This is a genomic window from Streptomyces sp. NPDC002156, assembly GCF_053593675.1.
The window spans coordinates 1-21,252 of record NZ_JBSFDA010000019.1; the positions used below are offsets into that span (position 1 = coordinate 1).

General features: G+C 70.6%; 15 protein-coding genes and 2 pseudogenes. 8 read left to right on the forward strand and 9 right to left on the reverse strand.

Annotated elements, in window-relative coordinates; all coding sequences use genetic code 11:
* Positions 1-359 precede the first annotated feature (359 nt).
* The 3 genes and pseudogenes from ACWCRB_RS11175 to ACWCRB_RS11185 form a co-directional block, all read right to left on the reverse strand.
* Positions 360-803: pseudogene (locus ACWCRB_RS11175) on the reverse strand (transposase); the annotation flags it as partial.
* A gap of 27 nt (positions 804-830) precedes the next feature.
* Entirely contained in the window at positions 831-1,772 is a 942-nt protein-coding gene (locus tag ACWCRB_RS11180; RefSeq protein WP_450995794.1) for an IS3 family transposase, read from the reverse strand.
* On the reverse strand, positions 1,760-2,050 hold the full coding sequence (locus ACWCRB_RS11185) for a transposase (protein WP_450995795.1): 291 nt from the start codon (positions 2,048-2,050) through the stop codon (positions 1,760-1,762). Before ACWCRB_RS11185 ends, ACWCRB_RS11180 begins: the two co-directional genes overlap by 13 nt.
* A gap of 316 nt (positions 2,051-2,366) precedes the next feature.
* On the opposite strand from ACWCRB_RS11185, the pseudogene ACWCRB_RS11190 reads away from it, so the two are divergent.
* Positions 2,367-2,507, forward strand: a pseudogene (locus tag ACWCRB_RS11190) (IS30 family transposase); the annotation flags it as partial.
* A 191-nt stretch (positions 2,508-2,698) separates the two neighbouring features.
* Here the strand turns inward: ACWCRB_RS11190 and acnA are convergent.
* From acnA to ACWCRB_RS11210, 4 genes are all read right to left on the reverse strand, one after another.
* Positions 2,699-5,413: an aconitate hydratase AcnA gene (gene acnA / locus ACWCRB_RS11195; RefSeq protein ID WP_450995796.1), complete on the reverse strand. Its 2,715-nt coding sequence runs from the start codon at positions 5,411-5,413 to the stop codon at positions 2,699-2,701.
* Between the two features lie 261 nt (positions 5,414-5,674).
* Positions 5,675-8,389, reverse strand: coding sequence for a hypothetical protein (locus ACWCRB_RS11200; RefSeq protein ID WP_450995797.1), 2,715 nt, complete (start codon positions 8,387-8,389; stop codon positions 5,675-5,677).
* On the reverse strand, positions 8,386-9,858 hold the full coding sequence (locus tag ACWCRB_RS11205; protein WP_450995854.1) for an SWIM zinc finger family protein: 1,473 nt from the start codon (positions 9,856-9,858) through the stop codon (positions 8,386-8,388). Before ACWCRB_RS11205 ends, ACWCRB_RS11200 begins: the two co-directional genes overlap by 4 nt.
* A 329-nt stretch (positions 9,859-10,187) precedes the next feature.
* Positions 10,188-11,039: a helix-turn-helix transcriptional regulator gene (locus ACWCRB_RS11210; protein WP_450995798.1), complete on the reverse strand. Its 852-nt coding sequence runs from the start codon at positions 11,037-11,039 to the stop codon at positions 10,188-10,190.
* An 85-nt stretch (positions 11,040-11,124) separates the two neighbouring features.
* On the opposite strand from ACWCRB_RS11210, the gene ACWCRB_RS11215 reads away from it, so the two are divergent.
* The 3 genes from ACWCRB_RS11215 (at position 11,125) to ACWCRB_RS11225 (ending at position 13,801) form a co-directional block, all read left to right on the forward strand.
* Positions 11,125-11,931, forward strand: coding sequence for an SDR family NAD(P)-dependent oxidoreductase (locus ACWCRB_RS11215; RefSeq protein WP_450995799.1), 807 nt, complete (start codon positions 11,125-11,127; stop codon positions 11,929-11,931).
* A gap of 50 nt (positions 11,932-11,981) precedes the next feature.
* Positions 11,982-12,179 carry a DUF4236 domain-containing protein gene (locus ACWCRB_RS11220; protein WP_235474283.1) on the forward strand — a complete coding sequence of 66 codons (198 nt, stop codon included), beginning with the start codon at positions 11,982-11,984 and terminating at the stop codon, positions 12,177-12,179.
* A 92-nt stretch (positions 12,180-12,271) separates the two neighbouring features.
* On the forward strand, positions 12,272-13,801 hold the full coding sequence (locus tag ACWCRB_RS11225) for a helix-turn-helix domain-containing protein (protein WP_450995800.1): 1,530 nt from the start codon (positions 12,272-12,274) through the stop codon (positions 13,799-13,801).
* A gap of 53 nt (positions 13,802-13,854) precedes the next feature.
* Here ACWCRB_RS11225 and ACWCRB_RS11230 read toward each other — a convergent pair whose 3' ends face one another.
* Entirely contained in the window at positions 13,855-14,274 is a 420-nt protein-coding gene (locus ACWCRB_RS11230; protein ID WP_450995801.1) for an SsgA family sporulation/cell division regulator, read from the reverse strand.
* A gap of 279 nt (positions 14,275-14,553) precedes the next feature.
* Here ACWCRB_RS11230 and ACWCRB_RS11235 point away from each other — a divergent pair, with 279 nt between their 5' ends.
* The 4 genes from ACWCRB_RS11235 to wrbA all read left to right on the forward strand — a co-directional run bounded on the left by ACWCRB_RS11235 (position 14,554) and on the right by wrbA (position 18,243).
* Positions 14,554-15,573: an ROK family glucokinase gene (locus tag ACWCRB_RS11235; protein ID WP_450995855.1), complete on the forward strand. Its 1,020-nt coding sequence runs from the start codon at positions 14,554-14,556 to the stop codon at positions 15,571-15,573.
* A 215-nt stretch (positions 15,574-15,788) separates the two neighbouring features.
* On the forward strand, positions 15,789-17,222 hold the full coding sequence (locus tag ACWCRB_RS11240) for a sugar porter family MFS transporter (RefSeq protein ID WP_450995802.1): 1,434 nt from the start codon (positions 15,789-15,791) through the stop codon (positions 17,220-17,222).
* Positions 17,219-17,518, forward strand: a complete 300-nt coding sequence (locus tag ACWCRB_RS11245) for a WhiB family transcriptional regulator (RefSeq protein ID WP_450995803.1) — start codon at positions 17,219-17,221, stop codon at positions 17,516-17,518. The genes ACWCRB_RS11240 and ACWCRB_RS11245 overlap by 4 nt, the downstream gene beginning before the upstream one ends.
* A 101-nt stretch (positions 17,519-17,619) precedes the next feature.
* Complete coding sequence (gene wrbA, locus ACWCRB_RS11250; protein WP_450995804.1) at positions 17,620-18,243, forward strand: NAD(P)H:quinone oxidoreductase; 624 nt, start codon at positions 17,620-17,622, stop codon at positions 18,241-18,243.
* Positions 18,244-18,248: 5 nt separating this feature from the next.
* Here the strand turns inward: wrbA and ACWCRB_RS11255 are convergent, their stop codons facing one another.
* The gene (locus tag ACWCRB_RS11255; protein ID WP_450995805.1) at positions 18,249-21,056 is read right to left on the reverse strand and encodes an ATP-binding protein; all 2,808 of its coding nucleotides are present in this window, start codon (positions 21,054-21,056) and stop codon (positions 18,249-18,251) included.
* Positions 21,057-21,252: the final 196 nt, after the last annotated feature.

Sequence of the window (21,252 nt, forward strand, 5' to 3'; positions counted from 1 at the left end):
CCACCCCCCAGGTCATCAAGGACAGGGGGACACAGTCATGCCGGGCCCGGAGGCCAGCGGCCCTCTTGCAGGACCGCGGAAAACATAACGGGGGACACCCGTACGTCCGACATGACCCAGCCATGACATAGTCACTCCTTCCGTCTAGACCCGGACTTCGCAGGTCACCCGTTAGTGGCGGCTCAGCGCATGATCGCCGACCGTCTCCTATCGAAATCGGGCGCATCGCGATAATCAGGCGTTCCGCCTGACCGCTGCGGGACCGACCGTGACCGTTTGATCTTCACGATCGAGGGACCTGCGAAGTCCGGGTCTAGACGGGTGTGTCAACTTAACGGCTGATCTTGGTTGTTGAGGTGTCAGTTGTTGTTCGGGGTCAGGCGGCCTCCGAAGGCGATCTGGAAGGCGTTCAGGGGCGCCTTCCAGCGCATGGCCCACCTCTTGCGGCCCTTGCCGGTCGGGTCCAGGCTCATCAGGGCCATGTAGATGCACTTCAACGCGGCGACCTCGTTGGGGAAGTGCCCGCGGGCGCGGACGGCCCTGCGGATGCGGGCGTTGACGCTCTCGATCGCGTTCGTGCTGCGGATGACCTTGCGGATCCCGACGTGGAAGGAGAGGAAGGGGACGAACTCGGCCCAGGCGTTCTCCCACAGCTTGATGATCGCCGGATACTTCCGGCCCCAGGCTTCCTGGAACTCTCCGAACCGCTCGGTGGCCGCGTCCTCGCTGGGGGTGGTGTAGACGGGCTTGAGTGCCTTGGCGACCTTGTCCCAGTCCTGGCGGGCCGCGTAACGGAATGTGTCAATCCCCTGGTTGCGCAGAGACGTTGGTTATGCGGCCCGGCCTTCCTGATCGGCCCGCGTTCGTGTTTCCTGGATGATCCGTTCGAACTCGGCGGGTGGTTTCCCGCCGGCCGAGCTGTGACGGCGTTTCGTGTTGTAGAAGTCCGCGATCCACGTGGCGGTCTTCAGCCTCGCCTCGGCGCGGGTGGTGAAGGTGTGCCGGTGGATGTACTCGACCTTGAGGACCGAGTGGAACGACTCCGCGGCGGCATTGTCCAGTGCGGACCCGACACGCCCCATCGACTGGACCACGCCCCAGCGGCCGCACAGCTGCTGGAACGCCTCGGATGTGTATTCGCTGCCGCGGTCCGTGTGGAAGATGACGCCGTCGACCTGGCCGCCCCGGGTCGCGATCGCCATCTGCAGGGCGGCGCCGACCAGCGCGGCGTCGTGCCGCGCACCCATCGCGTAGCCCAGAGCCCGGCGGGAGAACGCGTCGTGGACGGATGCGAGGTAGAGCTTGCCCTCGCCGGTGCCGACCTCGGTCATGTCGCCCCACCACAAGACGTTGGGCGCGATGGCGTCGAACTTGCGTCGCACCAGGTCAGGAGCAGTCTTCCGCTTGCCGGGACGGGTCAGCGAACGGCGTCGACGAGGAGGCTTGCGGCGCTGCAGTCCGAGTTCGGCCATGATCTCGGCGACGGTGTTCTCCGACACCTGCCAGCCCTCCTCCCACAAATCCAGCGTGATCCTCGGCGAGCCGTACGTCCGGCCCGAGAGGTCAAAGAAGCAGCGGATCCTCCCGGCCAGCTCTGCGCGTCTGACCTCGCGTTTCGTCGGCTCGGACGGTCTGCGGCGCCACTTGTAGAACCACGCCTCCGACACGCCGAGTGCTCGGCAGGAGGTGCGGTACGCAATGCTGTGCCCGGTCTTCTGGTCGCTGATCACCCCGACGAGCACCGCCGGGTCCGCCACAACTACTTCACCCACAAGACCATGCAGCGTTTGAGCACATCACGCTCCATGGCCAGCTCCTTGTTGTCCTTCTTCAGCTGCGCGTTCTCCCGCCGCAGCCGCGCGAGCTCCTCGCTCTCACCCGTCGCCGCGGCCCCGCCGGCCATGCGGGCCCGCGACACCCAGCTCGCCAGCGTGGTCTCGTTGATCCCGAGATCCTGAGCGACCTGCGCGATCGGCTTGCCGGTCTCGGCGACGATCCGCACAGTCCCCTCACGGAACTCCGCGTCGAACTTCCGCCTCTTGCCCGCCATGACCCTCAACTTCCCCTGCAGTCAGGGTCTCTACGCTACGAGGGGAAGGTCAACACCGTCGTCCCCGCTTGTACGTGCGAATCGGGTGAGTGGGGAGAGCTGGGCCGCCCGGCCGTGAAGTGTCCGGTCCGAGCCGGGCCCTCAAGGACGCCTACGGCGCCGCTACCGCGATGAGCTGCGCTCATCCTTGACCGCCCGGCTCGGATCTGAAGGATCGGCTGGTTGCCGGGCGGCCCGGGGAAGAGCGCCGTCTGCCTGGTCGTCGCGGAGCAACTCCGCGTTCCCCATGGCCTATTCCGCGGAGTTCGGACTGGGTCCGAAGGGCACAGGCCTCTCCGTCCATACCCGCGAGCACCTGGACGCCGTTGCTGCCGAGCTGAACAGCCGCCCACGCAAAACGCTCGGCTGGGAAACCCCAGCCGAGCGTCTCGCTAAGCTCCTGGCGACAGCCAGTTGATCACTGTGTTGCGACGACCCTTGGAATGCGCCGTACCAGGTGCGGGGCTCTCCGCCGTCGCAGGATGCACAGCTCCGCTCCGGGAACAGATCGCGAGCGACCATGGTCGCAGGCACGTCTTCCGCACCGTCGCGCGCGAGCGCCCCGCCCCCCGCGCGAGATGCAGGGGCAGGGCGCTCGTTCACGTCAGGTCAAGAACCGGCAAGTTGGCGAAGCACGTAGTGCAGGATGCCGCCGTTGCGGTAGTAGTCGGCCTCACCGGGGGTGTCGATGCGGACGACCGCGTCGAACTCCACACCCGTGTCGGTGGTGACCTTGACCGTGGCGGGGGTGGTGCCGTCGTTCAGCTCGGTGATGCCGGCGATGGAGAAGGTCTCCTCGCCGGTCAGCCCGAGGGACTCGGCGGACTGGCCCGCCGGGTACTGGAGCGGGATGACGCCCATGCCGATGAGGTTCGAGCGGTGGATGCGCTCGTACGACTCGGCGACGACGGCCTTGACGCCGAGGAGCGCGGTGCCCTTGGCGGCCCAGTCGCGGGACGAGCCGGAGCCGTACTCCTTGCCGGCCAGGATGACCAGCGGGACGCCCTGCTCGATGTAGTTGCGCGAGGCGTCGTAGATGAAGGAGACCGGCCCGCCGTCCTGCGTGAAGTCGCGGGTGTAGCCGCCCTCGGTGCCGGGCGCGATCTGGTTGCGCAGGCGGATGTTGGCGAACGTACCGCGGATCATCACCTCGTGGTTGCCACGGCGGGAACCGTACGAGTTGAAGTCACGACGCTCGACACCGTGCTCGGTGAGGTACTTGCCACCGGGGGTGTCGGCCTTGATCGCGCCGGCCGGGGAGATGTGGTCGGTGGTGACCGAGTCGCCGAGCTTGGCGAGGACGCGGGCGCCGGCGATGTCCGAGACCGGGGTGGTCTCCATCGTCATGCCCTCGAAGTACGGGGGCTTGCGGACGTACGTCGACTGCGCGTCCCACTCGAAGGTGTTGCCGCTCGGGATCGGCAGCGCCTGCCACTGGGCGTCGCCAGCGAAGACGTCCTGGTAGGACTTGTTGAACATGTCCTCGCCGATGGCGTTCGCCACGACGTCGTTGACCTCGGCCTCGGAGGGCCAGATGTCGGCCAGGAAGACCGGCTTGCCCTCCTGGTCCACGCCGAGCGCGTCACGCGTGATGTCGACCTTCATGGAACCGGCGAGGGCGTACGCGACGACCAGCGGCGGGGACGCCAGGTAGTTCATCTTGACGTCCGGGTTGATCCGGCCCTCGAAGTTGCGGTTGCCGGAGAGCACCGACGTCACGGCCAGGTCGTGGTCGTTGACGGCCTTGGAGACCTCCTCCGGCAGCGGTCCTGAGTTGCCGATGCAGGTGGTGCAGCCGTAGCCGACGAGGTTGAAGCCGACCTTGTCGAGGTAGGGGGTGAGCCCCGCCTTGTCGAAGTAGTCGGTGACGACCTTGGAGCCGGGCGCGAGGGTGGTCTTGACCCACGGCTTGCGGGTCAGGCCCTTCTCCACGGCCTTCTTCGCGACGAGCGCGGCGGCGACCATGACGTACGGGTTCGAGGTGTTGGTGCAGGAGGTGATGGCCGCGACCGTCACCGCGCCGTGGTCGATCTCGTAGGTCGAGCCGTCGGCGGCGGTCACGGTGACCGGGTTGGTCGGCACGCCGTTGCTGGTGGCCGGGGAGTCGGAGGCCGGGAAGGACTCCTTGCCCGCCTCGTCGTCGTCGGCGACGTAGTTGCGTACGTCCGACTTGAACTGCTCGGCGGCGTTCGCGAGGACGATACGGTCCTGCGGGCGCTTCGGGCCGGCGATCGACGGGACGACCGTCGACAGGTCCAGCTCCAGCTTCTCGGAGAAGTCGGGCTCGGCGGCCGGGTCCAGCCAGAGGCCCTGCGCCTTGGCGTAGGCCTCGACGAGCGCGAGCTGCTGGGCGTCGCGGCCCGTCAGCTTCAGGTACTTGATGGTCTCGTCGTCGATCGGGAAGATCGCGGCGGTGGAGCCGAACTCCGGCGACATGTTGCCGATGGTGGCGCGGTTCGCGAGGGAGGTGGCGGCCACGCCCTCGCCATAGAACTCGACGAACTTGCCGACGACACCGTGCTTGCGGAGCATCTCGGTGATGGTCAGCACGAGGTCGGTGGCGGTCGTGCCCGGGGTCAGCTCACCGGTGAGCTTGAAGCCGACGACGCGCGGGATGAGCATCGAGACGGGCTGGCCCAGCATCGCGGCCTCGGCCTCGATACCGCCGACGCCCCAGCCGAGCACACCGAGGCCGTTGACCATGGTGGTGTGGGAGTCGGTGCCGACCAGGGTGTCCGGGTACGCCTGGCCGTTGCGGACCATGACCGTACGCGCGAGGTGCTCGATGTTGACCTGGTGGACGATGCCGGTGCCCGGCGGGACGACCTTGAACTCGTCGAACGCGGTCTGGCCCCAGCGCAGGAACTGGTAGCGCTCGCGGTTGCGGCCGTACTCCAGCTCGACGTTCTGCGCGAACGCCTCGTGGGTGCCGAACTTGTCGGCGATGACGGAGTGGTCGATGACCAGCTCGGCGGGGGCGAGGGGGTTGATCTTCGCCGGGTCGCCGCCGAGCTCCTTGACGGCCTCACGCATGGTGGCGAGGTCGACGACACAGGGCACGCCGGTGAAGTCCTGCATGATCACGCGGGCGGGCGTGAACTGGATCTCCTGGCTGGGCTGCGCCTGGGAGTCCCAGTTGCCGATGGACCGGATGTGGTCGGCGGTGATGTTCGCGCCGTCCTCGGTGCGGAGGAGGTTCTCCAGCAGCACCTTCAGGCTGTACGGAAGGCGAGCCGAGCCTTCCACCTTGTCCAGCCGGAAGATCTCGTACGACTCGTCGCCCACGCTGAGCGTGCTACGGGCGTCGAAGCTGTTCGCCGACACGACAGTCTCCTTCATTGATGTGCGCGTTCCACCGCATCCTGCCGCCACGCCTACTTGGCCGATCCGCTAAGGTAAGGCTAAGTTAGGTAAGCCTTACCGCTGGACCGGCAGTGGAGTGGGCCGCGGTACGCCCGGCAGATATCTCGATGTCGAGATAACTCTAGTACATGGGTGGCGGATGGTCATGCCCGGCCGCCGTGTGATGTGCCCGACCGTACGGCGGCCACCGCGCGGTGATGTCCTGCGCGGTGGCCGGGCCGGTCAGCCCAGTACGTCGCGCAGCAGGCGCGCGTTCTTCACCACCTGGCTCGATCCGGTGCGCGCGGCGGCCGTCGTGACCTCGGGTATCTCGCCCTTCGCCGCGCAGCGGGAGGCGCAGTCGATGCCGAGGGCGAGCAGTGCTCCGGTGCCCCGGACGACGGGGTCGCCCAGCAGGCGAGGCAGGGCGGTTTCGAGGACCGACCAGATCGTGGCGTACGCGCCGGTCTCGGCAGCCGTGCGCAGGGACGCGGTCACCCGGTTCGCCTCGACCCACGTGGCGCGCAGCATGTCGGCCAGCCGGCGGCCGAGCAGGCCGGTGTCCAGCTGGCCCCGTCCGGCGAGCACGAGGAGCGCGTCCACCGCGGCGTCGCGCTCGCCCTGCTGGTCGTAGGCGAGGGTGGACGCCACGGCCGTGTGCAGCGCGAATCCCGCCGGGCCGCCGGACTCCGCGGCGAACGGCAGGGCGTGGGCCCAGCCCCGCATGGACACGCGGTACCTGAAGTAGTCGCGGGCCAGGACGAGTTCGCGGTGGTGCGGCAGCTGGGCGAGCCAGAAGGGGACCATCGGGTCGTAGAGACCGTCGTTCCGGTACGGCCCGATCAGGGTCTCGGCGGCCGGGAGCAGCGGGGGGCCGGGGAGCGGCTCGGGGTGGAGGTGCTTCACCAGCTCCGACGGGTGCTTGCCCGAGTGGGTGTCGTCCTCGGGGCGGGTGTCCCGGTGCGGCAGACCGCCCTCGCGCAGCCACTGGGCGAGCCTCCGCCCGGCGTCGGACGCCAGCTCCCCGGCCGCGTCCAGCACCTTCTCGTCGGCGGTCGGGGTGACGCGCAGCAGCGCCTGGGCGAGGTCGACCGGCGCGGGTGTGATGCCGAGCCCGTCGAGCACCGAGATCCGCCGTACGAGTTCGGCGGCGTCCAGCGCTCCCGTGGCGTCGGTCGGCACGGCGAGCAGGAAGGGCTGTGCGTCGGCTTCGATGATGTCGATCGCCTCGGCCAGGCGCGCCCTCAGCAGTTCCCCGGCCGGGGAGGTGTGGATGAACCTGTGGTGGGCGATGAGGCCGCGCTGCCTCGGCTCGTCGCCGCGCAGTGCCCTGGCCACGTCGTACACGTCGGACTGGGTGTAGTCGACGGCGTCGCGGGGTTCCTTGCGCATGGCCGGCTTCAGCGCCTGGGCGAGCGCGGCCCGGTCGAGGTGGGCGTGCCGGACGAGTCCGTCCAGGACCCGCTCGAACGTCACCACGTCCTTGGGGTTCGCGACGGCCGCCGCCAGCTCCTCGGCGACCTCGACGGCCGTCCCGATGGGCCCCGGCACCAGGCGGGGCTCGGGCACGGCGGGCAGCGTGTCGGCGTACTGGTCGGTGAGCCGGTCCGGCGCGGTGCCGAGGAGTTCGGCGGCCCGGCCCGCGAGGGCGGGGTTGATCCGTGCGGCGGCCGTGCGCAGCTCGGGCAGGACCGAGTCGCCCGCGGCCTTGAGGTGCCGGGCGATCACGGCGAGGGCGCGCTCCTGGAGGTCGACCTCCCGGTGGTCGAGGGCCGTCGCCGCGTCGAGCACGGTACGGGCCGCGCGCGCGGGGTCCTTCCGGGCCGCGCGGTCGAGCCGGGTGAGCTGGGCGCGGACCAGTTTCTTCTCCGGGCGGAGCAGGACCCGTTCGCACATCTCGGTGAGGACGTCGGGCTCCAGCAGCCCGGCCTCGTCCAGGCCGGTCAGGACCTCCTGGGCGTAGCCGGCCACCGGCATCGACAGGTCGAGGAGCGCCACATGGTCCCGGAGGGCGGGGGCGTTCTCGGCCGGGGTGAGGGCGAGGGCGCGGAGGTACTCGAGCGGCGGCGCGGTCTCGTCGCGCGTGCCGTCCTGGAGCAGTTGGGCGACCAACGGCTCGGCGAGCGCGACGCGTTCACGGGCCGTGGCGGCGTGTTCCGCCGGGGTGAGGGCGAGTTGGGTGAGCGCGACAGCGGCGTCCCGCCCCCAACCGGCGGCGGCCAGGTCGGCGAAGACACGCCGGACCAGCGCGGCGCGGTCCACCAGGCCCTCCTTGGAGAAGGTGATGAACACGCCAAGCCTGGTGTCCTCCATGATGTACGCCAGGCCTCTGCTGCTGAGCATGTGGCAGAACGAGCCCGAGCCGAGGTGCACGCCCGGTCGCTCCAGCACCAGCGGGAGGAGCAGCGGCGACAGGTCGTCCGTGCGCAGCCGCTCCAGGAAGGTGGCGCCGGGCCGGGGCCCGCCGCGCAGATGTGCGGGATGCGTCCAGGTGCTGTCGCGCCAGCGCAGCCAGTTGTCGATGAACCCGTCGGTGGTCGGGACGGGGCAGCCCGTGTCGAGGACGAGGTGTTCGACGAGGTCGGACCTGAGGCCCTGCCCAGGGGTCAACCGCTCGGCGAGCTGTGCGGCCAGCTCGGCCCGCCAGTCGACGGGGTGGAGGTTCACGACGTCGAGCACCCAGACGCCGTCGAGGGGCAGCCGAACCGCGTGCCTGTCGTTCTCGGGCCGCAGGATCCATTCGGCCGCGGCCGCGGGGTCGGTACGGCAGCCGAACTCGGCGGCGAGCTGGGCGGCCTTCCCCTCCTCCGTGACGTCGTGGAACCAGCCGGGCCGCAGCGCCGCGCGCCGGGCCTCCAGTGCCTCGGCCTGCGCCGCGCGCTCGTCCGGGGTCAGGGCAGCGAGCTCACGGAGCACGGCCTCGACGTCGCCCGCTTCGGCGAGGTGGACCAGGTTCATCGGGGGGTCTCCGATCGTGCGGGGGTTGTTGTGGCTGTTGGTGCAGGTGAGGGTGGGGCGGAAGCCGACCCCACGGCGGAAGCCGACCCCACGGCTTCCACGGCAGCTTCCGCCGCCGCGCCCCGCGCGATGCCCGCCGCGAGCACGTGCTTGCAGGGGCCGCGTCCGCCCCGGTACTTCGCCCACCAGAAGCAGGTGCAGCTCAGTTGGCCCGAGTCGTCGTCGGTGCGGACCACGTGGGCGTCGTCGCCCTTTCCGACGCGGGCCAGCGGTCCGTCGAGCCGTACCGCGCCGTCCGCGACGAGCGCCCGTGCGCCGCGCAGCCGGGGGTTGCGGGTCTCGGCGGCGGCCGCGCGGTAAGGGAGGTGGCGGTGGAAATACGCCTCCTCGGCGAGGTCGTAGCCGATCTGGCCGGACGTGCCCAGCACGGTCAGCGCGGCGCGTACACGGTCGGCGGGCAGACCTGCCTGCGCCGACAGCTCGGTGACATCGATCCGCGGCTCCCAGGCCAGCAGTTCGGCGACCCGTTCCGCGTCCGCCGTCGAGGGTCCGGTGGCGAGGTCGTTCAGCACTCCGCCCTCGCCGGAGAAGCCGCGCGAGGCACTCTGGGAGAGCATCAACGTCAGCCGCATGCCCGGCAGTTCGACCTCCCAGGCGGCGGCGGTCGTCCCGTCCGGGGAGTCGACGGCGTCCGGGGCGTACACCCGTACGGTCGTCGCGTGCCGCAGGACCGTACGGAGGGTCAGCAGCCGCTCGGGGCCGGGCAGGCACACCGCACCGGGCGCCGGTCTGGTCGTGGGACGCAGGGTGCGGCCCGCGGGCACGATCCAGCGGGTCGTGCGGGCGTCGGACCGCTGGGTGGGCCGGGGCAGCGCCCGCAGCAGGGCGGCCGCCTCCACGGCGGGCACCTCGGCGCGCTGGGCGAAGCCCGCCGCGAGCACCTGGGCCTCGGCGAAGCCGCGCAGCCAGCGCTCCGGCAGCGGGACCTTCTTCTCCACGAACTCGCCGTCGAAGGTCTTGACGGTCAACTCCTCGGGCCCGACGGCCAGATGGAGGGGGTCGAGCCCACCGAGCCCGGCCAGCGCCCGCCGCAGCGGCGGGTTGACGTCCACGTTCGTGGTGCCGTGGCCGACGTCGTCACCGTCGAGGCCGGGAGCGAGGACGTCGAGACGGGCGTACACACCGCAGCAGCCGGAGAAGGACTCGAGCCGCAGCCGGTCGCCGTCGGCCGTCACCACCGGATCGAGCGAGGTGTTGGCGCCCGGCCGGTAGTAGCGGGCGGCGGCGACGTCCGCGACCGCGAGCAGCGCCGTCGCCGCGGCGGTCGGCGCGGTCAGGAACCCGCTGAAGAACCGGGGGTTGGCCGCCTCTCCGGCCGGGGTGGCACCGCCGGAGGTCTCCAGCGCGAGGGTGCGTCCGGCCGTGGTCTCGTGCACGGCCGAGGGCCGTAAGTAGGAGTACGTCTGCATGAGTTGGGTCACGCGCACACGCTACGGCCGAGGACTGACACCGGGCCGCGGGGAAGCCCCCTGCCTCCGGCCACTCGGGCAACCGGCCGTGTCCGGAGGGGCATCCCGGCGAGCGGATCAGCAAGTCGCCCCGGCCTGCGACGGTGTTCGCCGTGGCCGGACATCCGACCGCGGCGCTGAGCGGACCCGGTGAAGTCGACCGCGGTCCGGCGACGCGGCCAAGGGGCGCGGGGCTGTGTTGAATTTGCGGCTACCGCCGCGTGGGCGCGACCAGCCACGACGGTGCCGCAGCCGAGAGACAACCCGTCACGGTACATCCGGCGGAGCGCTCAGCGGCGATATTCGCCGGCCTCGGCTCCCAGCACGTTCAGCAGCGCCAGCGCCTCGGCGCCAGGGGAACCCGGCGGCGCGCTGTAGAGCACGAGATGCTGGTCGCGGTCCGTGAGCGCGAGTCTGTCGCAGTCGACGGTGACCTCCCCGACGACCGGGTGGCGGAAGGTCTTCGTGAGCATCGGCGCGGCCTGTACGTCGTGCCGCTCCCAGAGCCGGGCGAAGTCGGGGCTGGCGTCCCGGAGTTCGTCGACGAGGCCGGTCACCGCGGGATCCGCCGGGTAGCGGGCGAGGGTGGCGCGGAGTTCCATGACGACGTGGTGCCGGAACTCGGCGGCGTCGGAGATCCCGTACAGCGGTGTGTCGGGTCGCGTCGGTCCGAGGAACGCCCGGCGCGCGAGATTGCGGTCCCTGGGGGCGAGTTGGGCGAAGTCCTCCATGAGCGCGGCCGCGAGGTCGTTCCACGCGAGCACCTCGAACGCCGCGGAGACGACGAACCCGGCCGTCTGCGGCAGCCGTTCGAGGAGCGCGAGGACGCTCGGGCGGACGTCGCGCCGGTGCAGCCGGGTGCGGATCGGCGCGGTGCCCGCGAGGACGTGGAGGTGGTCGGACTCGGCGTCGGTGAGCCGCAGCGCGCCCGCGATCCCGGCGAGGACCTCGCCCGAAGGCCGTGGCGCCCTGCCCTGTTCGAGCCGGACGTAGTACTCCGTGGAGATGTGCGCGAGGACCGCGGCCTCCTCACGGCGCAGCCCCGGTGTCCGGCGTCGCGGTCCGGAGGGGAGGCCGACGTCCTCCGGCCGCAGCCGCTCGCGCCGGCTGCGGAGAAACGCCCCGAGTTCCTGCTTGTCCATACCCCGAGTCTGCACGCAGAACGGCGCCGGATCCTGGTACCGCTTGTGCCTGTATCCGGTTCCTGGGGCCGCGCACGCTGTTGGCATGACAACCGACAACGACACCAGCCCCGCCCCCACCCCCACCTCCACCCCGATCGGCCTGCTCACCGGCAAGGTCGTGCTCATCACCGGCGCCAGCCGTGGCATCGGGGCGGCCGCGGCCCGGCTCTTCGCCGCCGAGGGCGCCACCGTCGTACTCGCGGCCCGCAGCACCAAGGCCCTCGACGACCTCGTCACCGAGATCCGCGCCGACGGAGGCGTCGCCGACGCCGTCACCCTGGACCTCGCCGACCGTACGAGCGTCCGCGCCGCCGTCGACCGCGTGGAGGAACTGCACGGACGGCTCGACGGCGCCTTCAACAACGGCGCGACGATCCAGCGGCCCGGCCCGCTCGACACCACGAGCGACGACGACATCGACGAGCAGTTCGCCGTGAACTTCCGCTCGCACTGGACGGCCATGAACGCCGAGGCCGCACTGATGCGGCGAAGCGGTGGCGGGGCGATCGTCAACACGTCGAGCATCGGCAGCCGCCGTGCGAACCCGGCCCTCCCCGCGTACGGCGCCATGAAGCGCGCGCTCAACAGCATCACCGAGACCGCTGCCGTGACCTGGGGCCCTGAGGGCATCCGGGTGAACGGCATCACCCCCGGCGGCACCGCCACGGAGATGATCGACGCGTGGGAGGCGGCCACCCCGGGCATCATCGAGCGCATCACCCCGACGATCCCGCTCGGCCGCATGGCCGAACCCCGCGAGGTGGCCGAGGTCGCCGCCTGGCTGCTCAGCGACCGTGCCTCGATGGTGACGGGCGCGATCGTGCCGGTCGACGGCGGCGCGGGCGCCTGAAAGGAGGGCGTTGTGGCCATTACCGCGCCGATCCGGGGTAACCGACCCCTATGCCTCTTACTTTCCGCAAGAGCTTCCGCATCCTCCCGGGCCTCCGGCTGAACATCAACAGGCGCTCCTGGTCGTTCACGTCCGGCGGCGAACACGGGCCGCGGCGCACCCACAGCAGCACGGGACGCCGTACGACCTCGATGGACCTGCCCGGACCGTTCGGCTGGCGCCGTACGCGCACCAAGAAGCGCCACTGACGCCCGTCCGAGAACCAGCAGTAACTGACGGTGCGTCACCCGCACGGACTCCCCAGAAGGCGCCATCTCATATCTGAGATAGCCTCAACCCCATGGCAGACGACTACCTCGTACGTATCGGCAAGCTCATCCGTGACGCCAGGCAGCATCGGGGCTGGACACAGACGCAGCTAGCCGAGGCACTCGGCACCAGTCAGAGCGCCGTCAATCGCATCGAGCGCGGCAATCAAAACATCAGCCTTGAGATGATCGCCCGAATCGGTGAAGCCCTCGACAGCGAGATCGTCTCCCTGGGGTACGCGGGTCCGATGCATCTGCGGGTGGTCGGCGGTCGCCGCCTCTCCGGCTCGATCGACGTCAAGACCAGCAAGAACGCGTGTGTCGCGTTGCTGTGCGCCTCGCTGCTCAACAGGGGGCGCACGGTGCTGCGCCGGGTCGCCCGCATCGAGGAGGTGTACCGCCTCCTGGAGGTACTCGGCTCGATCGGCGTACGTACGCGGTGGATCAACGACGGCGTCGACCTGGAGATCGTGCCGCCCGCCGAGCTGGACATGGAGGCCATCGACGCCGAGGCGGCCCGCCGTACGCGCTCGATCATCATGTTCCTCGGCCCGCTGCTGCACCGTATGGACCGCTTCCAACTTCCGTACGCCGGTGGCTGCGACCTCGGTACGCGGACCATCGAGCCGCACATGATCGCGCTGCGCCGGTTCGGGCTCGAGATCGCGGCGACCGAAGGGCTGTACCACGCCCAGGTCGACCGGTCGGTCTCCCCCGGCCGCCCGATCGTGCTGACCGAGCGCGGGGACACCGTCACCGAGAACGCGCTGCTCGCCGCCGCCCGGCACGAGGGCGTGACCGTCATCCGTAACGCGTCCTCCAACTACATGGTCCAGGACCTGTGCTTCTTCCTGGAGGCGCTGGGCGTACGGGTCGAGGGCATCGGCACGACGACGCTCACCGTGCACGGCGTACCGACCATCGACGTGGACGTGGACTACTCGCCCTCCGAGGACCCGGTCGAGGCGATGAGCCTGCTGGCGGCGGCGGTCGTCACCGAGTCCGAACTGACCGTGTGCCGGGTGCCGATCGAGTTCCTGGAGATCGAGCTGGCGGTCCTGGAGGAGATGGGGCTCGACCACGACCGTACGGACGAGTACGTCGCGGACAACGGCCGCACCCGCCTGGTCGACCTGACGGTCCGGCCCTCCAAGCTGGAGGCGCCGATCGACAAGATCCACCCGATGCCGTTCCCGGGCCTGAACATCGACAACGTGCCGTTCTTCGCGGCCATCGCGGCATCGGCCCAGGGCAAGACCCTCATCCACGACTGGGTCTACGACAACCGCGCGATCTACCTCACCGACCTGAACCGCCTCGGCGGACGCCTCCAACTCCTCGACCCGCACCGGGTCCTGGTGGAGGGCCCGACCCGCTGGCGAGCGGCCGAGATGATGTGCCCGCCCGCACTGCGACCGGCGGTGGTGGTCCTGCTGGCGATGATGGCGGCCGACGGCACGTCCGTACTGCGGAACGTGTACGTCATCAACCGGGGGTACGAGGATCTGGCGGAGCGGCTCAACTCGGTGGGGGCGCAGATCGAGATCTTCCGCGACATCTGACGGTTTTCCGAGAAGGCGCTGCCGCACTCGGTGGCAGCGCCTGTCGATGTGGCCTATCGATGCGGCTCTCCTGGGCCGCCCAGGAGTTGATGGACGGTTCCGTCCAGGTCCAGGTGGCGGTCCTCGGTGCCGGCGGGTACCACCGCGAGGGTGCGCAGGAGGAAGGCGTCCAGGGCTCGTGCCGAGGCCGCCACGACGACCTCCCCCTTCCCCGGGGACTGGCGCAGCGCGATGCACGTCTTCTTGGCCCAGGAGCATCGTGACGGCCAGACCTGGACGTCGCCGACGCCGGTGAGTCCTTGCTGTCCGGCCAGGAGGAGATCGCGGCCGAACACCCATCGCACGCTGTCCTCAGCACTCACGTGGAACGTCAAGGACACCGCGTACGGATCCGTGCACTTGTAACAGAGATCGACCATCACGGGCCGGTCCACGCCCTGGGCGACGACCAGGCGGACAAGTATCCGGGACACCACCAGAGTGAGACCGTCATGTTCTCTCATCACATCACCGCTCGGTAAACCGGTGCGATCAAGGGGCTGCGCGAGTCATCGCCTCACGATCCTCGAGGGCGCGGAGAGCTCCGTCATCAGTCAAATGACTCGGCGGCCGTCAAGGGTCGACTGCCGGTACGAAACGCAGTCGAACGACTTAGGCAACTCGCCGCCGGAACAAGGAGGCTGAGGTGATCCCCGGACCGGTAGCGACCGTCGGCTCCGGGGCGTCGACACGATGAAAGGAACGCCGTGACGATCTCCCTGCGCGAGTACCGCGGACAACCATCCACCGAGCAGACCGGTGGTCTGACCGTGGGAGTCGACCTCGGCGGCACGAAGATCGCCGCCGGAACGGTCGACCCCGGCGGGGCGGTCGTCTCCCGGGTGCGTATCCCCACCCCTCGGGACCCGGACCGGATCGCCGGGGCGATCGCCGAGGCGGTCCAGCGGGTCCGCCAGGGTCGGGACGATGTGCGGGCGGTGGGAATCGGAGCCGCCGGATATGTGGACGCTGAGCGCTCGACGGTGCGCTTCGCGCCCAACCTGGGCTGGCACGACAAGGCGATCCGGGACATCGTCCAGGAGGCCACGGGGCTTCCGGTCGTCGTCGAGAACGACGCGAACGCCGCCGCGTGGGGCGAGTTCATCCACGGAGCCGGTGCCGGGCACGAGGACATGCTGATGGTCACCGCGGGCACCGGCTTCGGCGGAGGCATCATCAGCAGAGACCGGCTCTTCCGCGGCTCCTTCGGCATGGCGGGCGAGATCGGCCACTACCGGGCGGTCCCCGACGGTCTCCCGTGCCCCTGCGGTCAGCACGGCTGCATGGAGCAGTACGCGAGCGGAGCGGCCCACACCCGCCGTGCCCGCGAGCTGGCGGCCGCCGATCCGGCGTACGCGGCGGCGGTGCTCGCGCTGGGCGACGGCACCCCGTCCGGTCTCCACGGGCACCATGTGACCGAGGCCGCCCGGCGCGGCGACCCGTTCTCCCTCGACGTGTTCGCGCGATCGGGTCGCTGGCTGGGCCAGGCCCTCGCCGACCTCGCCTCCGTCCTCGACCCGTCCGTCCTCGTCATCGGCGGCGGCCTCGGCGACACCGGGGAGCTGATCCGGCGTCCGGCCGAGGTCGCCTACCGCCGGGCCCTGGGCGGCGGCGCGTACCGGGCCTACGCCGAGGTCCGCACCGCCACCCTCGGGCAGGACGCGGGCCTCGTCGGCGCGGCGAACCTCGCCCGTCTCCACGAACTCATCTCGTTCCCGGCGGCCGGCCGCTGACAGCAGAACCTGACAGCGGCGCTCGCACCGTCAAGGCCGACGGCCGGGGTTCCCAGCCGTGCCCGAACGGCAGCACCGAGGCGCCAGGCAGCCGTCGCCTCAACCCACTTGCTCCATCCACTTGAATCCACGCCCGTACGACCGGTGTACCCGCCCGGCCCGGGAACCCCCGCCTGCGCGCCCCGCGAACCCGGTCCTGTGAAGGAGTCCTGTCCATGACCGCGAACGCCACTCCCGCGGGGTCGGCCCCGCACGTGGCCACGCCCCCCGCATCCGATCTCCGGCGCATCACCTACATCTCGGCAGCCGCGTCGCTCGGCGGCTTCCTGTTCGGCTACGACAGCGCCGTCATCAACGGCGCCGTCACCGGAATCCAGCACCGATTCGACGTCAGCGCCGGCCAGACGGGCACCATCGTCGCCTCCGCGCTGCTCGGTTCCGCCTTCGGAGCCGCCGTCGCGGGGCGCCTCGCCGACCGCGTCGGCCGCCTGCGGGTGATGCACCTGGCCGCCGCCCTCTTCGCGATCAGCGCACTCGGCTCGTCGATGCCCTTCTCCGCCTGGGACCTGGGCGCCTGGCGGGTCGTCGGCGGCATGGCGATCGGCCTCGCCTCGCTGATCGGGCCCAGCTACATCGCCGAGGTCGCGCCGGCCGACCACCGCGGCCGGCTCGCGTCCTTCCAGCAGGCGGCCATCGTGCTGGGGATCACCGCCTCCCAGCTCGTCAACTGGGCGATCGCCCAAGGCGCCGACGGGAAGAGCGAGAACCCGCTGGGTCCCCTGCACGCCTGGCAGTGGATGCTCATGGCCGCTGTCGTACCGGCACTCGCCTACTGGTTCCTCACCCTCCGGATCCCGGAGTCGCCGCACTTCCTCGTCGCCACGGGCCGTCTGGTCCAGGCCCGCGCGGCACTGCGCGACCTGCGGGGAACGCAGGACGGCACCGACGACCGGATCGCCGAGATCCAGCACGCGCTCCGCACCGGCCACAAGCCGCGGGTACGCGATCTGCTCGACGGCCGCTTCGGGCTGCTGCCGATCGTGTGGGCCGGCATCGGGCTCGCGGTCTTCCAGCAACTCGTCGGAATCAACGTCATCTTCTACTACTCGTCGCTGCTGTGGCAGTCGGTGGGCATCGACCAGTCGAGCTCCCTGCTGATCAGCCTGTCGACGTCGATCATCAACATCGTCGGGACGGTCGTGGCCATGCTCCTGATCGACCGGGTCGGCCGCAAACCGCTCGCGCTGACCGGCTCGCTGGGCATGGCCGTCTCGCTGGCCTTCGCCGCCTGGGCCTTCTCGTACCGGACAGGCAGCGGCAGCACTCTGTCCATCCCGGACGCCCAGGGGACCGTGGCGCTGATCGCCGCCCACGCCTTCGTCTTCTTCTTCGCGGTCTCCTGGGGTGTGGTGCTCTGGGTGATGGTCGGCGAGATGTTCCCGCTGCGGATCCGTGCCGCCGCGATGTCGGTGGCGACCGCCGCCAACTGGATCGCCAACTGGGCCGTCACCGAGAGCTTCCCCCGTATGTCGGACTGGAGCCTGTCGTCCACCTACGGCCTCTACGCGTGCTTCGCCCTGCTCTCCTTCGTCTTCGTCGCCGCCCTGGTGCGCGAGACCAACGGCAGGAAGCTGGAGGAGATGGGATGACGACGGCACTGAGCACCCACTTGGCAGTGAGCTGGTGGCAGGCCGCGTACTGCCGCGGCGCCGCCATCGAGACCTTCTTCCCGCCTCCGGGCGACGAGGCCACCGTCCAGCGGGCGTTGTCGATCTGCGCCCGGTGCCCGGTGCGGATTCCCTGTCGGCGCTACGCACTGAGCCACCGGGAAAGGCACGGCATCTGGGGCGGGTTGACCGAGGAGACGCGCGCGACACTCATGCGCATCGGGCCACCCTCACCGACCGGACTTCCGGTGAAGTCGCAGCCCCAGTCGGATGACTGATGCCCGGTGGCCGGGGGGCCGGAAGGCTGTTACCGAACTTCCGAAATCCCGAACTTCCAAGATCCCGAATTCCCGAACCGTTCGAGCTCCAAGGAATCGTCATGGACAGTACGGACAATGCGGTGAACGTCGCCGTCATCTACTACTCATCCACCGGGACCGTCTTCGAACTCGCCAAAGCCGCCGCGACGGCCGCGGAGAAGGTGGGGGCCGAGGTACGGCTGCGCAAAGTGGCGGAGCTGGCGCCGGAAGAGGCCATCGCCACCCATCAGGGCTGGTCCGATCACCTCGCCGCCACCCAGCACATACCCCTCGCGACGCTCGACGACCTCGACTGGGCCGACGCCGTCATGCTGGGGTCACCCACCCGGTTCGGCCTGCCCGCGGCCCAGCTCAAACAGTTCATCGACACCTCGGGACCGCTCTGGTCGCAGGGACGGCTGGTGGACAAGGTCGGCTCCTCGTTCACCGCCACGGCGACGGCGCACGGCGGTCAGGAGTCGACGATCCTGGCGATGAACAACACCTTCTACCACTGGGGCGCCGTCATCGTCCCGCCGGGTTACGCCGACGCCATCCAGTTCGAGGCGGGCAATCCCTATGGCACCAGCCACGTGTCCCACAACGGCGAGATCCCTCCGGGCACGACGGAACTGGCCGCTGTCGAGTTCCAGACCCGCCGGGTCGTGGAGATGACGCGCCGGCTGCGGACGAGGGCGCTGTGAGGGGATCACAGCGGGATCCGGCCGTTCCCTCCCGGTCCAGCGGGCTGGAGAGCGGCGAGCACTGCGGCGAGCTTGCCCCGGCTCGTGATGCCCAGGCGGGGATAGATCCGGTACAGGTGGGCCCCGACGGTGCGGTGGGAGATGAACAGGCGCTGGCCGATCTCCCGGTTGCTCAGCCCTTGTGACGCCAGTACGGCTATCTGCATCTCCTGCGCCGACAACTGCTCGGCGGTGTTCGCGTGCCGCCGACGGCTCGACTCGCCGGCGGCACGCAGTTGCTCGCGGGCCATCTCGGCCCAGGGCTGGGCGCCGACCTGGTCGAACTCGTCGCGGGCGGTGCGCAACGGGTTCCGGGCGTCCACGTTGCGGCGTTGGCGGCGCAGCCAGCGGCCGTGGTGCAGGTGCAGCCGCGCCCGCGACAGCGTCCAGCCGGCGGGCAGCGCGGCGAGGGCGGCGGCGTAGCGCTCCTCCGCCGTGTCGTCGGGGGCCAGCACGGCGTCGGTGTAGGCGTGTGCGACCACCATCATTTCCGAAGGCAGTCGGCGGGCCAGTTCCGGTAGTTCCGCCAGGAGTTGCCGGGCCTGCGGGACAGTGCCCGCGGCCACCGCGGCGTCCGCCAGGTCGGGCGCGAGCAGCCAGCGGCTCACCGAGTGGTAGTGCGGGTCGGCCGGATCGAACGCGCGCGCGAGAAGGTCGTACGCCTCGGTGGTGCGGCCGTCGAAAAGGGCGAGCAGGCCGTCGACCTGTTGTGCCATCACCGTGGCGAACGGCATGCCGGGGAACAGTGCGTGGGCGCGGAGTTCGCGGATCGTACGCGCCGCGGCCTCGGTCTCGCCGCGCAGCGCCGCCACCAGGCCCCCCGTCGCCTTCAGGCCCAGCCAGACGATCCGTTCCCCGGTCTCCTCGGCCAGGGCGAGCCCTTCGCCGGATTCCTCGCGGGCCCGGTCGAGCTGACCGAGGTACACCCGTGGCCAGCTGCCGGCCAGCGAGCGGGCCAGCAGCCCGAGCCTGCCCTGCGACCGCCACACCGCGGCCGCCAGCGACAGGTACCGGGCGGCGCGGGTGGCGTCACCCAGGACCATCGCGCCGCTGCCGAGGAAGTGCAGGATCCGGCCGTCCTGGCTGTCCGGTTCGAGGTCGTCGAGCCGCGCGAGCACCTCGGCCCCGTGCCGGTACGGCTCTGTGTACGCCCGTACCGTCAGCGCGTGGGGGCCGTCCGGATCGGGGTCGCAGCGAGCCAGTTCGGCTGCGGTCCCGGCGCGCACCTGTGCGTCGCCGTCCTGGAAGAAACATCGTGCGGCCGCACGCCACAGCAGGTTCTCGGCGGTGTCCGTGCCTCCCGCGTCGAACGCCCCGGCCGCCGTGGTGACCATCTCCCGGATACGTCGATGCGGTTCGCCCGGGTCGAACGCGGCTCTGTCGGACACGACCATGAGGCGGGCCCGCTCCAGTGGGCCCAGCTCGCGCATGTCGGCGCGGTCCAGCAACAGCTGGGTGTGGACGCGGTCGTTGATCTCGGCGGCCAGCTCCACCGCCCGGATGAGGATGCCGGTCCGGCGGTGCGCGTCGTGGACGAGGTCGGCCGCCCGGCGCAGGGCGGGGACGGCGGCCGCCAGTTTGCCCCGGGCCTGCGAGGCGTCGGCGAAACGCTCCAGCCGGGCGGCCAGTTCCTCGTCGAGGCCGAGCGTGGAGGCCGCCAGGTGGACGAGTTGGCGCTCGGGCATGTCGTCCATCACCGCGGCGAGGGCGCGGTGGGTGGCCAGCCGGTCGGCCACCGTGGCGCGGGTGTGGATCGCCGAGCGCATCAGCGGATGCCTGAATTCGAGGCTACGGCCGACCAAGGTCACCAGGCCCGCGTCGACGGCCTCCTGCACGGTGTCCACGGAAACCGTCGAACCGGAGAGACGGCTCGTCACGTCAAGGAGCCGGTTCAGCGGGGCGTTCGGCTCGGCGGCCAGAGCCAGGAGGAACGTACGGCACTCCCGGCTCGCCGAGTCGGTACGTGCGGCGAACGCCTCCTCCAGCCGCTGCGGCAGCGGCAGATCGTCCGGCTCCGTGGGCATGGCCTTCACCGCCTTGGGCAGCTCGACCAGGGCCAGTGGGTTACCGGCCGCGCGCTCCAGGATGAGTGCCCGCACCGGCGCCGACAGGCCGGGGGCGCCGGCGTCGAGCAGTTCGGCGGCGGCCGTCCGGCCGAGCGGTTCCAGCTGGAGGTCCGGGTGCGCACTCAGGCTGTTGGCTTCGGGGTGGTGGATCCGGGAGGCGACGATCATCAGTACGGGAAGGTCGCGGGTGCGCCGGGCGACGAACCTGAGCACGTCCCGGCTCGACGAATCGACCCACTGCAGGTCGTCGACAAGCAGCAGAAGTGGCTGCCGGTCGGCCGCGTCGGCGAGGAGTTCGAGTACGGCCATGCCGACCTGGAAGATGTGGGGCTCGGCCTCCGTGGCGCTCAACGCGCCGCTCAGCGCCAGTCGGTGTGGGGCCGGCAGGTTGTCGATGCCGTCGGCGGCCGGTTGCAGCAGCAGTTGCAGTGCGGCGAACGGCAGCCACAGTTCGGACTCCACGCCGGACGCGCTCAGCACCCGGAAACCGCTCCCGGCGGCTTCGGCGCCGACCGCGCGCAGCAGAGCCGACTTGCCGACGCCGGGGGTGCCGTGGACCAGCAGCGCACCGCCGCGCCCGGCCGCCGCGTCCGCCAACGCCCCACGGAGGGTTCGCAGTTCCTCGTCCCGGCCGATCATCGCGCGCATGCCGGTGCTGCCGCTCTGCCCCGCGAGTGGGTTGCCGTAGTGGTTGAGAAGCGATTCCACGGTGAACTCCGTGTCATGTTGCGGATTCACCCCTACTGACCGGATCCGCACAGCGATACGTGACAGAAAGCCCGGTGTGACGTCCGTCTCGGCTCTTGGGGTTTCGGTGTCCTGGCGCAAGGCGATTCCACTCGGCGGCTGTCACACCCTGGGCGGGTCGTCTGTCAAAAGGGTGAAAGCGGCCACGAGCCCGCTG

Excerpts from the sequence above, each read along its gene's own strand:
- ACWCRB_RS11185 (WP_450995795.1), bottom strand. The coding sequence starts at position 2,050 with ATGGCGGGCAAGAGGCGGAAGTTCGACGCGGAGTTCCGTGAGGGGACT.
- ACWCRB_RS11200 (WP_450995797.1), bottom strand. The coding sequence starts at position 8,389 with ATGAACCTGGTCCACCTCGCCGAAGCGGGCGACGTCGAGGCCGTGCTC.
- ACWCRB_RS11205 (WP_450995854.1), bottom strand. The coding sequence starts at position 9,858 with ATGCAGACGTACTCCTACTTACGGCCCTCGGCCGTGCACGAGACCACG.
- ACWCRB_RS11210 (WP_450995798.1), bottom strand. The coding sequence starts at position 11,039 with ATGGACAAGCAGGAACTCGGGGCGTTTCTCCGCAGCCGGCGCGAGCGG.
- ACWCRB_RS11215 (WP_450995799.1), top strand. The coding sequence starts at position 11,125 with ATGACAACCGACAACGACACCAGCCCCGCCCCCACCCCCACCTCCACC.
- ACWCRB_RS11220 (WP_235474283.1), top strand. The coding sequence starts at position 11,982 with ATGCCTCTTACTTTCCGCAAGAGCTTCCGCATCCTCCCGGGCCTCCGG.
- ACWCRB_RS11225 (WP_450995800.1), top strand. The coding sequence starts at position 12,272 with ATGGCAGACGACTACCTCGTACGTATCGGCAAGCTCATCCGTGACGCC.
- ACWCRB_RS11240 (WP_450995802.1), top strand. The coding sequence starts at position 15,789 with ATGACCGCGAACGCCACTCCCGCGGGGTCGGCCCCGCACGTGGCCACG.
- ACWCRB_RS11245 (WP_450995803.1), top strand. The coding sequence starts at position 17,219 with ATGACGACGGCACTGAGCACCCACTTGGCAGTGAGCTGGTGGCAGGCC.
- wrbA (WP_450995804.1), top strand. The coding sequence starts at position 17,620 with ATGGACAGTACGGACAATGCGGTGAACGTCGCCGTCATCTACTACTCA.